Genomic DNA, 14,256 nt, shown 5'->3' with positions numbered 1-14,256 from the left:
GATCCGTAATAACCTGCGATTCCTCTTGTAAAACTAACAACATATTGATATCATTTTTACTTTGGTGAAGTATGAAAAGATTTTTCAAGAAGGCTTTGCATCCTTCCTCTCCTAAACCAAAACGGTTGCTGAGATAACTTATCTATTCGCCATTCAACGATTGAAATGGGTTTAATTTTTTATACGAAAAAATTATGGAAAGAAGGAGGCAGATGTAATGGAATCAAATGGTGGGTCACTGCAAAAGAAATTATTGCCGCGGCATATTAGCATGATGGCAATGGGAGGGGCAATAGGTACTGGCATTTTTAAAGGAAGTGCCGAAACCATATCGTTAGCAGGGCCAGGAGTCATATTCACTTATATTTTTGCAGGTCTATTACTGCTTGTAGTCATGGGTGCCATAGCGGAAATGGCAATTGTCTATCCAAATACGAATATGAAAGGTTTCGTTCGGAAAGCATTCGGTAACCGCTTTTCATTCATCATAGGCTGGATGTATTGTTTCATGTGGCTGTCCGTATGTGTCATTGAGGTAGTGGTGGCAGGAAGCTTCTTGCAGTATTGGCTCCCGGCAATCCCGCTATGGATATTAAGTTTAGGGTGTGCGGCTTTCATCATTGGGATTAACATGATGAATGTCAAAAATTATGGTGAATTCGAATTTTGGTTTGCTGGAATTAAAATTACGATGATCATCGTATTCATCATATTGGGAGCCTGTATTTTATTTGGAGTCATCCCAAGCGGGGGAGATAATTATCTACAAAACTTCACCGGGCATGGAGGGTTTTTCCCAAATGGGTGGATGTCCATCTTTTCGGCATTACTGATCGTCATGTTCTCCTATGGCGGTTCAGAGTTAATAGGGGTGACGGTAACAGAAGCAAAGGATGCCGAACGCATTTTACCCAAGGTCATTAAAAACTATATTTGGAGAGTCGTATTATTTTTCACATTACCGATACTTGTAATCTGCGGTTTGATTCCTTGGAACGAAATCAGCGACCAGGCAAGTCCGTTTGTACAAGTCTTATCAATGTCCGGTTTTCAGGGATCTGCACATATCATGAATTTCATTTTGATTACGGCCGTCTTATCTGCCGCTAACTCTGGAATATATGGGTGTACCCGTATGCTGCATTCTTTGGCTGCAGAAGGGGAAGCTCCCAAGTCGTTCTCTTATGTATCCAAAAATGGCGTTCCTTTGTATAGTTTGATATTAAGTGCATTGGTATTGGTCGCCGGCTCCATGGTTACTTTCGTTGCACAGGACAAGGCATTTACTCTATTAATGGCGTTTCCAGGTTTTGTAGTATCCCTTGTGTGGATCAGCATCTGTTTAGCACAGCTAAAACTTCGCAATTCATATCCCAAAGCCCCGAGTTTTAAATTGTGGGGATTTCCGTATGTAACCTTGTTTGCCGTAATCACGTTAAGCATCATTTGTGTAACGTTCGTGTTCAGTGAACAGAATCGGATCAGTATCATTGCTTGCCTGATTGTGTTGGCTGCCTTAATCTCGATTTCGATTATTAAATTTAAAAGTGGGGATGAACAGGAAACAACGATGATAGAAAAGGACATTGCTAAATAAATTCACGGAAAAGATACGACATGGGCAAAGGCTTCCATGTCGTATCTTTCATTAATATTCATCGATCGTTCATGTACCTGACGTTTCATTGATTATATGCTGTAAGGAGGATATGAACCTCTCGTTTTCAAGCGGAGTGCCGATGGTCACGCGGATAGTATTTTCATAGCCTAGCAAATGACCGGAACGGATGATGACACCTTGAAGTAATAACTTCTCAAAAATGTCCCTGCCAGGCTGGTTCAGTTTAACCATCAAGAAGTTGGCATGTGAAGGGAAGAATGTTAATCCCATCTTGCTTAGTTCGTTTTCTAAATATCTTCTTCCTTCTCCATTCTTACGGACACATTTCTCAACAAATGGATGGTCGTCGAGGGAAGCGAATGCTGCAGCCTGCGCTAAACGATTGGTGTTGAAGGGTTCCTTCACCTTAACTAGCTCTTGTATGATGGAAGCATCCATTAAACCATATCCAATCCTTAATGCAGCCAGTCCATAAATCTTTGAAAAAGTGCGTAAGATGACCAGGTTTGAATGCATATTTAAAAGCGGCAAGGTTTCTAGATATTCTGCATCATCGACATATTCATAGTATGCTTCATCAACGATCAGTAAAATATGTTTCGGCACCTTCTCGATAAAAGAGCGTAACTTTTCTTTTTGAACGATCGTTCCTGTCGGATTATTGGGATTGCAGACAAATATCATTCTTGTTTTTTCTGTTATGGCATCATACATACCCGTCAGGTCATGTATACCATTAATAAGGGGTATCTTTACAGGTGTGCCGCCGTCAATCAATACATTCGTTTCATAGCGTGGAAATGTCACATCAGCCATGATGACTTCATCATTTTGTTGGATATAGGTTCGTGTTAACAAACGAATCACTTCATCGGATCCATTGCCTAAAATAATATGATCTTTATTGATATTCAATTTCCTTGCCAACTTTTCAGCTAATGCAGGGGCCATGCCTTCAGGATAAAAGGAGGTTTGCTCCATTTCGGTAATCATGGCTTCTTTTGCTAGAGTTGAGCAACCGAATGGATTCTCATTGGATGCCAATTTAACGATCGTTTCAAGACCAAGTTCACGTTGCACTTCTTCAATTGGCTTGCCGGAAACATATGGGCTAATGCTTTCGATGTTTTGTCGAACCGGGATTTTCGTAAAGGTCACTGCAGGTTCCTCCCTTTGATAAATTCTGAATTTTCTTTTTCTATTGAATTATTTTAATGATAGAATATTAACTGATAAAATTACATACAAAAAAGAATGTATTTTTCACTATCCATACCACATTTTAAAGAAATATAGCCTTATATTCCTTCATTATGAAAGGCGGTTGCTTCATGGATGAAATAGATGTCAGTTTATTGGAACTTTTACAAAAAGATGGACGCATTACGATTAGTGAACTATCGAAGAAATTGGCTCTCAGTCGGCCTAGCATCTCTGAACGTATGTATCGCCTGCAAGAAAAGGGAATCATTGAGGGGTTCAGCGCAAGGGTTTCACCTCTTGCAATAGGAAGGGGTGTACTTGTGTTCATTCAGGTGAGTGAACTCAAGGTTCCAGTTTCCGATTTTGAGCAATTGGTGAAAAATGATTTAGACATTATCGAGTGCCATCGTGTAACAGGAACCGTCGGATATTTTTTGAAAGCGGCTTTGGCTGATATGGACTGCATGAGATTACTGATAGATCGATTAATCCCCTATGGACATCTGAATACATCTGTGGTTTTGACATCCCCGGTACCTTCCCGCTCCATCCTTCCTAGAATCGATGAAATGGAGGATCATGGTGCTAAATCCTAGGAGGAATTTCAACCGATCCTTGTAAATGGGTTTGTACGGATACCAATGAAGGTGTACAGAAAGGAACGGGGCACGGTGCCTGTTCCTTTTTTTGGGTGTTATTATAAATCCATCAAAGCCCCGAAATATTGCTGGGCCGTTGTAAAACAAATGAATGCCAATAGTTCAGAAATCTCTTCATCACTGAATGTCTCCTTCAATACTTGGAAAAACTTTTCCTCCGTTTTTTCACGTTGTAAGAGGAATACTTCCGCAAAGGCAATTGCATAGCTTTCTTTCATATCTTCCGGCTTTAGTGGAATCCCTTTTGCCTGACAATATGAGCAGCCATTACCGTATGCCAGGACCCTTCTGACGTTTTCCTTTAACTTCTTTGAAAGTTTCCCATCTGCAGATATGCAATCTGAGAGGTCTGACCATTTATGCGAAATCTCTTCAGAATGAAATAATCTTTGAAATGGACTGGATCCCTGCGGTGATTTTTTTATTCTTGTCATGAACATCTCTCCTTTGAGATAATCCTACTATAAAAATCCAGGAATTTTAATTCCGTTTGTAAAGTAATGTGGTTTAATGATGAATAAATGTAAAGAAAAGAAGGGGAATATTTGCAGAATGAAAATTGATGAAAAAGATCAGGACATCCTTGCTGAATTAACGTTGAATAGCCGAATTTCCATGAGGGAATTGGCAAAGAAAGTAAACCTCTCCGCTCCCACCGTTACCGAACGGGTACGGCAAATGGAGTCGTTCGGGATCATTAAAGGGTATGTTGCCGAGATTGATCATAAAAAGATCGGTTTTCCAATTGAGTGTATCGTGGAAGCAACGATAAAAAATGGGGAATATGAGAAATTCAAAAAGTATATCTCCAAGGTGCCGAATGTTGACTTTTGTTATCGAATTGCCGGGCAGGCTTGCTTTATGCTGAAAATCCATAGTGAGAGCCTTGAAGAAGTGGAGGAATTCATCAATCGGACCATTCCGTTTGCGGCAACCGTTACCCATGTGATCCTTTCACAGGTGGAGCGGGAACTGGAATAAGTGTTTCTTTCTAGCATGATTTGTGCAGTGTCTGGATATTTCTGGGTGTTTTTAGGCGATCGATGCTTTCGGTGATTCAATAAGAATAAGCTATTGGAATAAGGGGTACATGTAATAATGGATTCGAATCTGAAAAGGTGGGGTGATGTATCATGGAGGGAACGGACGACTTTAAACCTGAACTAGCCAGAGAAGCAGTTAATGTGATTGAAAATGTAGCTGGAACACATCCTGGTTATCGGCGTGCGCATGCAAGGGGATATGTTTATGAGGGGGTTTTTACCCCAAACGGAAAAGCGTCCCCTTTAACGGTGGCCCCGCATCTTCAGGATGAAGCTGTGCCGGTGATCATTCGGTTTTCAAATAGCTCGCCGATTCCAAGCCATCCTGATGCCATTTCCCCTGTAAAGGGCATGGCCGTAAAGTTTCAATTGCCGAATGGAGAGGAATCAGATCTTATTACTGTGACCATTCCGTTATTCTTTGCGAAAACACCGGAAGCGTTTGTTGAAATTGCTGACTTTTTCAAGTCTGCCAAAGAAGGTTTCCCCAATCTGAAAGAGTTTGCAAAAATCCTGTGGAAATACCCTGAAAGCAAGGCAAGCCTGCAAATGCTTAAAGAAATGCGTTCTCCAGCCAGTTTCTCAACGTGTCAATATTACTCCATCCATGCATTCTATTTTATTAACGCGGAAGGAAGGCGGCAGGCCATCAAGTACGAGTGGGTACCTGATGCCGGCCTTAGTATGCTAGACAAAACGGAGGTGGCCAAGCATTCGCCGGAGTATCTGGATGAAGAAATGGAAGATAGGCTCAAGCAAGGTCCGGTGGGCTTTAAATTGAACATCCAAATAGGAGGGGAAAATGACCCGACTGACGATCCAACCACGGCTTGGCCGGAAGATAAACAGGTAATCACGATAGGGCATTTAATGATTTCTAGAAAATTGGCAGTGTTTAAAGATACTTTAATGTTTGATCCAACCGATATTCCTGAAGGAATCGAATGCTCGGAGGACCGAATCTTGCATTTTCGCCATAGTGCGTATGCCGTCTCTTATGAACGTCGGATAAACAACGAATGAATGACATCAAGAAAAAAGGGAATTCCCTTACTATAAGGGTTCCCTTCAGTCTGTTGCAGCTTTATGAAATGAGCGAAGCCTCCTCAGTGCAAGCACCTGTGGGTCTCTTCATTTTAACGAGGGGTTCATTTATATAATAGTAAAAAATATGATGGATAACCTAGTACAGCTTCAAAATCATGGTTCGGAGATCAATCCGAACCCCATTTTTGTAAGTTTACATTTTTCCGGATCTGAAAATGGTGTAGAGCATAAGTAAGAACATCAGGGTTGCAACGACAAATCCAATCTCGATGACCGGGATCTTCCATAGGATCAAGGTTTCCCCGCCTATTGCAGAGCCGATAATGAGACCGACCATGATTATGCTGAATGCTAGCAGGATAATACTGAAAGACAGCCTGTTCGAGATTTGATCAAGCTTATGTAAAAACACTTGGAGTTCGGGAATGTTGATATCGAGCCGCAATTTTCCTTTTTTAATGATACCTGTCACTTCCCTGATATCCTTGGGCAATTCGGCAATGGCTTCAGCAGACTCGATGAATTGATTCCATGCGTTCTTCGCAATGTTTTTTGGGTTGTAGCGTTCTTTAAAAAGCCTTTCCCCAAAAGGTTCAGCTGCCTTCATGATGCTGAAATTCGGATCTAATCCCTCGACAATGGCTTCCATGGTAAGCAAAGCCTTGCCGAGCATCGTGAATTCGGGAGGGATTTGGACTTGATGCCGATTGGCAACCGTGAACAGGTCATTGACAGCTCCGCCTAAGCTGATTTGGCTCAAAGGGATATCATAATATTTATTTCGCAGTTCATCGATATCCCCTCTTAATGGGGCCATGTCGATTTCGTCCGTCAGGAGGCCCATCTCTGAAAGCGTCTTGATCAATCCATTGGTGCTGCCGCGTTTCAGATTGATGACAAGCGAGGCGAACTGAAACTTCGTTTCTTCCTCCAGCCTTCCCACCATTCCGAAATCCATGAGTGCGACGACATTCCCTGGCAAAATGATGATATTGCCAGGGTGGGGATCGCCGTGGTAAAAGCCATCGATCAATATTTGCTGAAGCATGGAATTCGCTAATCTTTCGGCGATTTGCCGGCGATCATACCCTTCATCATCAAGCTGTTTATAATGATTGATCTTTATTCCTTGAATGAAATCCATCGTCAGGACCCTTTTTGTGGAATACTCCCAATGGATCCTTGGTACCTTAAACCCTTGATCATCGATGAATTGCTTGGCTATTCTTTCCCCGTTCCGGCCCTCGGAGTTATAATCAAGTTCTGCACGGAGTGATTTGGCGAATTCATCAATCATTTTTCTGATTTGGTAGCGTCTTGCCCATGATATGCGTGCTTCCATCAGTCTTGCCAAATCATCGAGAATTTCCAAATCCGTTTCCACAGTCGGCAAGATATCGGGCCGCTGCACTTTGATTGCTACGACTTCCTGGGATGGAAGCCGTGCCTTATGGACCTGCCCAATCGAAGCGGTTGCCAGTGGGGTTTCTTGAAATTCAAGAAAGATGTTTTCCAAAGAATCACCCAATTCGGCTTCGACAATTTTACGAACCCTATCAAATGGAAAGGGGGTGACCTGGTCCTGCAGCTTTTCAAGTTCGCGGACGATTTCGTCAGGAACGAAATCACGCCTCGTACTTGCAATCTGACCAAGTTTAATGAATGTAGGTCCCAAGCTTTGTAATATCGTATGCAGTCGTTCTCCGATTGAGCGGAGGTTCAGGTTTTCATCAGGTTGGAGTTTCGATGCAGCTTTGCTCTCGGATAATCCCAGACGATAGATGAAGTAACCGAAACCATTTTTCAAGAAGGCATTAATGATTTCTTGGTAACGGTGTGCGTGTTTTAGTCGCTTGCGAAACATTCAAGTACCTCCTGATCAGGATTGTATGTTTTGGTTCTGTTTTTCCAAAATTGCGATACGGCGCTCCAATTCCTGAACTTCTTCTTTAGTTGCCAAGTTTAGGCCATTGAGCGCTTGGCTGACTTTGGCCTTGACCGAATCATCCAGCTGCTTTTGGGTTTGTTCCCCTTTTTCGACCCATTGCTTAATAAGAACCTTGGAGTCTTCTTTTGAGATATCGCCTTTTTTCACAAGAGAATCCACTGCTTTTTCAATTTGCTCTTTTGTAGCAGCGGCAGCACCTAATCCTAAAGAAAATACATTTTTTAATAAGTCCATTTTTACATTCCTCCAATATCAATTTTCACACTGTAAGAAAGATAATGGCTGATGCCTTTCACCGAAGTCATTCTTGTTGTTACTATCTATCATACATCACTTTAGTGCCGCTACAAAAATATAAGCGTCATAAGGAAAAGGATTAGTTGATCGGTCAAGGAAATGTTTGAAGTGAAGCGAATTGGATATTATGATAGGGACAAATCTGTGAAAGTGAGGATGGATTAATGGGATTCGTAAATAAAACGGTGATTGTAACAGGCGCTTCGAATGGTATAGGGAGAGGCGTGGCAAAGGGATATGCAGAAAGCGGCGCTTCAGTCATTCTGGCAGATTTGGACGAGCGGGAAGGTGCTCTGTATGCGGAGGAGCTTAAAATTAACGGTCATGAAGCCATATTCGTTAAAACGGATGTACGCAAGGAGGCTGACATCCAACATTTGATGGATGTAACTTTAAAAACATATAAGACCATTGATATATTAATCAATAATGCAGGAAAGGGATTATTCAAATCGCTTTATGATCTGACCATTGAGGAATGGGACGATATGATGAATACGAATTTGCGCAGTGTTTTCCTTTGTTCTCGAGCAGCGGCAGAATCGATGCGGAAAAATGGAAAGGGAGGTGCAATCATCAATATAGCATCAACCAGAGCGATAATGTCTGAGCCGGATTCGGAATCCTATGCAGCGACAAAAGGAGGGATCAAAGCACTGACACATGCACTTGCCGCTTCTTTAGGCAAAGAGAAAATTACGGTCAATTCGATTTCTCCGGGCTGGATTGAAACGGGAGATTATGAATCGCTGAGGGATAAAGATCATCAGCAGCATTTTTCCAATCGGGTTGGCAAACCGGAAGACATTGCAAGGGCCTGTCTTTATTTGACGGCAACGGAAAATGATTTCGTTACGGGTGCGGATCTCATCGTCGATGGAGGCATGACAAGAAAAATGATGTACGAGGAGTGACTCATTTTTTCCGATAGAGATATTGCAGTTCAGTTCCGAGCTCACGGTTGAGCAGCTGTTCCATTTCTTCAAGCTCTTTTATGCCGATGGGGGCATCGGCAGCTGTCCAGTGAACGGTATAAACAAAATAGTAATCTCTTATTTTCCGGAAAATAACAGGAGAATTCGGGAATTGATCAAAAATTGCCCTGATATTATAGCGTCTCATGTAGGACCACTTAACTAGCTGCATGTAGCTACCCATCCTTTTCAAAAGAGATCAATGACTGCCAGGATGGCAGCCATTGGTCAGTTCTTATTTATCGTTGAATAAATTGAATAAGCCTCTAGCTATGCTGCCTTCTTCGGATGAGCCTCCATTTTGCGGGGCTGCAGCAAATACACGGCTGGCAAGCCGGCTGAATGGCAATGATTGCACCCATACGGTTCCGGGCCCTTTTAATGTTGCAAAGAATAAACCTTCGCCTCCGAATAAAGCGGTTTTCACGCCTTTTACAGTTTCAATATTATAATCTACCCCGCTAGTCATTGCCACTAAACATCCTGTATCGACGCGTAAAACCTCTCCTGCTGCCAATTCCTTTTTATGGATCGTACCGCCGGCATGAACGAAGGTCATTCCATCTCCTTCAAGTTTTTGCATGATGAACCCTTCACCGCCAAAGAAGCCAGCCCCTATTTTTCTCTGAAACTCAATTCCGACCGAAACGCCTTTTGCTGCCGCCAGGAAAGCGTCTTTTTGACATATGATTTTCCCGCCTAGTGCGCTTAAATCCATCGGGATGATTTTACCTGGATAGGGCGAGGCGAATGAAACGTGTTTTTTATCTCGTCCTTCATTCGTAAAAGCCGTCATGAAAAGACTCTCACCAGTAAGGAGCCGTTTCCCCGCACCAAATAGCTTACCCATCATTCCGCTGTCACCATTCGAAGATCCGTCGCCAAAGATGGTTTCCATCTTGATTCGATCTTCCATAATCATTAAGCTTCCAGCTTCGGCAATCACCGTTTCCTGGGGATCCAATTCCACTTCAACAAACTGCATGTCATCTCCATATATTTTAAAATCTATTTCATGGTTATTCATTTTCCATTCCTCCTATCGCCTTATTTTCATTGTAAAAGATAAACTCTTAACCTGCCAATATTTTTCAGTTTTCCGCCGTAATTTATATATTTTTTGTTTTCAAGGGTATATCTAGTAAAATGAAGAAAGAAAAACAGCATGGCACTTAAGCTGAAATGAAATGTAATCTTAAGTGTAGGGGGAGACAGCCATGGAGACTTACATATTATCATTGGACCAGGGAACGACAAGTTCGCGGGCCATTTTATTTAATAAAAGCGGGGAAGTCTTGCATAGTGCGCAAAAGGAATTCACCCAATATTTCCCGAATCCTGGATGGGTGGAGCATAACGCCAATGAAATTTGGGGTTCCATCCTATCGGTAATCGCGTCCTGTCTATCGGAAATGAATGTAAAGCCTGAACAGATCGCTGGAATTGGCATAACGAATCAACGGGAGACGACCGTGGTATGGGAAAAAGAAACAGGTCAGCCGATTCATCATGCCATCGTCTGGCAATCCCGGCAGACAAGCGAAATTTGTGCGCAATTGAAGGTTGAGGGTCTCGATAACTTATTTTTGCAGAAAACCGGTTTGCTGATTGATGCTTATTTTTCCGGTACAAAGGTGAAATGGATTCTCGACCATGTAGATGGGGCAAGGGAAAAGGCTGAAAATGGAGACTTATTGTTTGGTACGATCGATACTTGGCTGATATGGAAACTTTCGGGTGGTAAAGCACATGTAACGGATTATTCGAATGCTTCGAGGACGCTGATGTATAACATTCATGACCTGAAGTGGGATGAAGAGCTGCTGGAAATCCTGCAAGTGCCGCAATCGATGCTCCCGGATGTTCGCTCTTCATCAGCGATATATGGGAAAACAGCGCCACACCATTTCTTTGGACACGAAATCCCGATTGCAGGTGCAGCAGGTGATCAACAGGCCGCTTTGTTTGGCCAAGAATGCTTTGAAAAAGGGATGGCAAAGAATACGTATGGCACCGGATGCTTTATGCTGATGAATACAGGAGAAAAGGCAGTGAAATCAGAACATGGCCTATTGACCACGATTGCATGGGGGTTGAATGGAAAAGTCGAATATGCCTTGGAAGGCAGTATTTTTGTTGCAGGTTCAGCCATACAATGGTTAAGGGATGGGCTGAAACTCTTGCAAGATCCGAAAGACAGTGAAAAGTATGCTTTGCGGGTCACTTCAGCCGATGGTGTCTATGTAGTCCCCGCATTTGTTGGGTTAGGTACCCCATATTGGGATAGTGATGTCAGGGGAGCCGTATTCGGACTGACAAGGGGGACCACGAAGGAGCATTTCGTCCGCGCAACATTGGAAGCGTTGGCTTACCAGACAAAAGATGTCCTTAGCGCCATGGAAGCCGATTCAGGGATTAACCTAAAGGCATTGAGGGTCGATGGCGGGGTTGTCAAAAACAACTTCTTGATGGAATTTCAAAGCGGTCTCCTGAACGTCCCCGTCGAAAGACCTGTTATTACTGAAACGACAGCGTTAGGCGCAGCGTATTTGGCTGGACTCGCTGTGGGGTATTGGGAAGATCAGGAAGAGATTTCAAAGATATGGGCAGCCGATAAGAAATTCGAACCCGGTATGGAAGAACAGGAACGGAAAGATTTATATGCTGGCTGGAAAAAGGCAGTTCAGGCGGCAACGGTTTTTAAATAGAGTAAGTAAGGGTATTATTAATAGAGGAGAGAGATGAATACAGAACGTCCAAACATAAAATAAGGGGTGGTAAGATGTTAGTCAAGGATTTCATGATAAGGGAAGTCTATGTAGCCCGTCCTGATTTTACATTAAAGGAAATTCTGCGAATCTTAATTGAAAATAAAGTGGGCGGGGTACCGGTCGTCGATGAGCATGATAAGCTATTGGGAATGGTCACGGACGGGGATATCCTTCGCTATTTGACACCGGCAGAAGAAGCCATCATGGGATATTTCACCTACATTACCGTTCTTCCAGGTGAAGAATTGGATGAAAAGGTTACATCCAAAATGAACGATAATGTCTCACAAATCATTAAAAATAAAAGGATTACAAAGCTATCCCCCGAAGATCCGTTAGATGAATTGATAAAAGTCCTTTCCAAGCATCATTTCAAGAAAATCCCCGTCGTGGACAAAAATGATAAAGTCGTCGGCATCATCAGCAGGGGAGATGCGCTTAGGGCTCTATATAAGGAATTCGTTCAAAAGCTGGAATAAATGAAGCACATCAAAAAAGGCCTGCTCGTAATTGAGCGGGCCTTTCTTGATAAACATCATTGAGTACTTTCTACTGACTTATCTGCATCAGCTTCACCTTTTGCTCTTTTTTCCTTCAATTTAAAGTAGGCGTCCATTACGTCCCGCCCGATCCGTTTGTTAATATCATCAGAGGGCTTGCCTTGATACACCCATGGCACGACGACAGAGAATGCCACTTCCGGATTATTGTGAGGTGCATAACCTACAAGTGTCAAATTGATAGTCGGGACTGGCGCGCTATATTGATTCCTCCGCGGTCCGTCGTAAAAGGCCTCGGCAGTACCCGTTTTTGCTGCCGCATGGTAGGACTTCCCGCCGAAATATTTATATGCCGTCCCTCCTGGCTCCTGGGCAACCTGCCTGAATCCTTCCTGGACACGCTGCATCCAAACGTCTTTCCCGCCTAAATCGTTTAACACTTTGGGACTCATTGTTTTAAAGACGCTGCCCAATTCATTGTGTTCGTTGGATGGATTCCTGATTTCCCTGACCATATGGGGCTCAAGCCTTTTTCCGCCATTTGCAATCGTCGAAACATACTGTGCCAATTGCATAGGAGTATATGTATCATACTGGCCAATCGATAAATCCAGCAGCAATCCGTCTGTTGACATATCGACTCCTTTAAACCCTACGGATTCATTTGGCAGGTCGATGCCTGTGCGGACACCCAATCCAAATTGGGCATAATGATTCCGCATGATTGAATAAGCTTCCCTGTTGATTCCTAACGGACGATGAGGGATATAATGACCGCCGGCAATTTTGATTGCCGTCATGAACATATAGACATTCGACGATTTCTTTAACGCAGAGACATCGGTTACATAACCCAAATCACTATAAGATCCTTTCATAGGGGCCCCTGCTAAAAGGAGTTTTCTGTCAAAAAAAGCTGACCCTGGTGCGATGGCTCCAGTCTGAAAGCCGGTGTAGACCGTAGCCCCTTTTACAGATGACCCCATCGTATAGGAGGTCGTAATGTTTCCAAGTGCAAAATCATTCATTTCGGTCAAGCCGGTTTCACTGTTACGGCCGTATTGCCTGCCGGCCATCGTAAGGACCTCACCTGTATTCGGGTCCATTAAAACGACGAAGGCACGATCCAATAAGTAGGTATTTCCCCTAGCCTTAGTTTTACGCAATTCGCTCTCGATGATTTTTTCAACCTGTTGCTGCAGCTCCATATCAATTGTCAGGACCAAGTCTTTTCCGCTTTGCCCTTCAGTCAGGGTATTCGTATTGATGACTTCCCCTTTGCTCAGCACATTTTCAATCCGCGTCTTTTGACCGCGCAGGACATCTTCATATTGTTTTTCGATATAACTTTTTCCGACCCGGTCATTCCTGGTATAGTCGCGTGCAAGATAGTAGTCTATATTTTCACTGGGAATGCCTTCTTCGGAAGAAGAGACCTTGCCAAGAACCGAGCGGAGGGTCTCATCATACTTATAGGTCCTTTCCCAATCCGTCGTTACATCCACGCCTGGCATCTCATCCAAATGTTCACTGACCCTGGCGAATTCCTTAGTGGTGACATCTTTATTCTTCACGATGGACGGTGTGAGGGCATAGCCACTGTTGAATTCCCGGAAGATGGCGATCACTTCCAATTCATCCTTCGTGAATTCCTTGATATTCTCATCGGTCACCCGTTCCATTTGAAGTTTGTATAAATCTTTTTGTTCCAGTTTCTTTTCGATTACTTTCTTCTTTTCGGCCTTGGTGATCAAGGCATCGGCTTCTTTCGGATGTTTTAAAATCCAAAAATCCTTTTTATCCGGCAGGGTCACCTTTTTGGTATCTTTTTCTATCAAGGTAGCAAGGACCTCTGCCGTCTTCACCATATCGGCCGTTTTCGTATTCGGGTATTTCGTATAAGTGATGGCATTACGTGGCTCATTATCAACGACTGGATTCAAGTTGCGATCATACATCTTGCCACGGGGAACGGGGGTATTGGCCACATCGTTTTCCGTTCGGTCCACTTCTCGAAGGTAATCATCCCCATACACGATTTGGACGATGCCAAGCCGGATGATTAAGCTTGAAAATAAAATGAATATTAAAAAGAACATAAAGTTCAGTCGGAAAGGAATTGGGGTTTTTTTCTTTTTTTCTTTGGCCATCAGTAACATTCCTTTCTAGTAAAAGTAAAAAATAAGAAAATTC

General features: G+C 43.0%; 14 protein-coding genes. 7 read left to right on the top strand and 7 right to left on the bottom strand.

What is annotated here, in order from left to right; genetic code table 11:
• Positions 1-217: 217 nt before the first annotated feature.
• Complete coding sequence (locus ACQKNS_RS07370; protein WP_427641831.1) at positions 218-1,597, top strand: amino acid permease; 1,380 nt, start codon at positions 218-220, stop codon at positions 1,595-1,597.
• A 69-nt stretch (positions 1,598-1,666) separates the two neighbouring features.
• Here the strand turns inward: ACQKNS_RS07370 and hisC are convergent, their stop codons facing one another.
• Positions 1,667-2,779 carry a histidinol-phosphate transaminase gene (hisC, locus tag ACQKNS_RS07365; RefSeq protein ID WP_427641830.1) on the bottom strand — a complete coding sequence of 371 codons (1,113 nt, stop codon included), beginning with the start codon at positions 2,777-2,779 and terminating at the stop codon, positions 1,667-1,669.
• A gap of 173 nt (positions 2,780-2,952) precedes the next feature.
• Between hisC and ACQKNS_RS07360 the strand changes: the two genes are divergently transcribed.
• Positions 2,953-3,420, top strand: a complete 468-nt coding sequence (locus ACQKNS_RS07360) for an Lrp/AsnC family transcriptional regulator (protein ID WP_427641829.1) — start codon at positions 2,953-2,955, stop codon at positions 3,418-3,420.
• Positions 3,421-3,521: 101 nt separating this feature from the next.
• On the opposite strand, the gene ACQKNS_RS07355 is transcribed toward ACQKNS_RS07360, so the two are convergent.
• Complete coding sequence (locus ACQKNS_RS07355) at positions 3,522-3,917, bottom strand: carboxymuconolactone decarboxylase family protein (protein ID WP_427641828.1); 396 nt, start codon at positions 3,915-3,917, stop codon at positions 3,522-3,524.
• A 118-nt stretch (positions 3,918-4,035) separates the two neighbouring features.
• On the opposite strand from ACQKNS_RS07355, the gene ACQKNS_RS07350 reads away from it, so the two are divergent.
• Both ACQKNS_RS07350 and ACQKNS_RS07345 read left to right on the top strand, forming a co-directional pair.
• A complete protein-coding gene (locus ACQKNS_RS07350; protein WP_427641827.1) occupies positions 4,036-4,464 on the top strand; it encodes an Lrp/AsnC family transcriptional regulator in 429 nt (142 codons plus the stop codon).
• 152 nt (positions 4,465-4,616) lie between these two features.
• On the top strand, positions 4,617-5,549 hold the full coding sequence (locus ACQKNS_RS07345; RefSeq protein ID WP_427641826.1) for a catalase family peroxidase: 933 nt from the start codon (positions 4,617-4,619) through the stop codon (positions 5,547-5,549).
• Positions 5,550-5,766: 217 nt separating this feature from the next.
• Here ACQKNS_RS07345 and ACQKNS_RS07340 read toward each other — a convergent pair whose 3' ends face one another.
• Positions 5,767-7,437: an ABC1 kinase family protein gene (locus tag ACQKNS_RS07340; protein ID WP_427641825.1), complete on the bottom strand. Its 1,671-nt coding sequence runs from the start codon at positions 7,435-7,437 to the stop codon at positions 5,767-5,769.
• A gap of 15 nt (positions 7,438-7,452) precedes the next feature.
• Positions 7,453-7,755, bottom strand: coding sequence for a phasin family protein (locus tag ACQKNS_RS07335; RefSeq protein ID WP_427641824.1), 303 nt, complete (start codon positions 7,753-7,755; stop codon positions 7,453-7,455).
• Between the two features lie 227 nt (positions 7,756-7,982).
• Between ACQKNS_RS07335 and ACQKNS_RS07330 the strand changes: the two genes are divergently transcribed.
• The gene (locus tag ACQKNS_RS07330; RefSeq protein WP_427641823.1) at positions 7,983-8,732 is read left to right on the top strand and encodes an SDR family NAD(P)-dependent oxidoreductase; all 750 of its coding nucleotides are present in this window, start codon (positions 7,983-7,985) and stop codon (positions 8,730-8,732) included.
• Between the two features lies 1 nt (position 8,733).
• On the opposite strand, the gene ACQKNS_RS07325 is transcribed toward ACQKNS_RS07330, so the two are convergent.
• Positions 8,734-8,964 carry a hypothetical protein gene (locus ACQKNS_RS07325; protein ID WP_054397303.1) on the bottom strand — a complete coding sequence of 77 codons (231 nt, stop codon included), beginning with the start codon at positions 8,962-8,964 and terminating at the stop codon, positions 8,734-8,736.
• Between the two features lie 63 nt (positions 8,965-9,027).
• Positions 9,028-9,819: a TIGR00266 family protein gene (locus ACQKNS_RS07320; protein ID WP_427641822.1), complete on the bottom strand. Its 792-nt coding sequence runs from the start codon at positions 9,817-9,819 to the stop codon at positions 9,028-9,030.
• 190 nt (positions 9,820-10,009) lie between these two features.
• Between ACQKNS_RS07320 and glpK the strand changes: the two genes are divergently transcribed.
• On the top strand, positions 10,010-11,500 hold the full coding sequence (gene glpK / locus ACQKNS_RS07315) for a glycerol kinase GlpK (protein WP_427641821.1): 1,491 nt from the start codon (positions 10,010-10,012) through the stop codon (positions 11,498-11,500).
• A 74-nt stretch (positions 11,501-11,574) separates the two neighbouring features.
• On the top strand, positions 11,575-12,042 hold the full coding sequence (locus tag ACQKNS_RS07310) for a CBS domain-containing protein (protein WP_427641820.1): 468 nt from the start codon (positions 11,575-11,577) through the stop codon (positions 12,040-12,042).
• A 56-nt stretch (positions 12,043-12,098) separates the two neighbouring features.
• Here the strand turns inward: ACQKNS_RS07310 and ACQKNS_RS07305 are convergent, their stop codons facing one another.
• The gene (locus ACQKNS_RS07305) at positions 12,099-14,213 is read right to left on the bottom strand and encodes a peptidoglycan D,D-transpeptidase FtsI family protein (RefSeq protein WP_427641819.1); all 2,115 of its coding nucleotides are present in this window, start codon (positions 14,211-14,213) and stop codon (positions 12,099-12,101) included.
• Between the last annotated feature and the right edge of the window lie 43 nt (positions 14,214-14,256).

Origin of the sequence: Peribacillus sp. NPDC094092 (genome assembly GCF_050279365.1) — a bacterium.
GTDB lineage: Bacteria > Bacillota > Bacilli > Bacillales > DSM-1321 > Peribacillus.
This window is presented reverse-complemented; position numbering and strand designations above follow the sequence as displayed.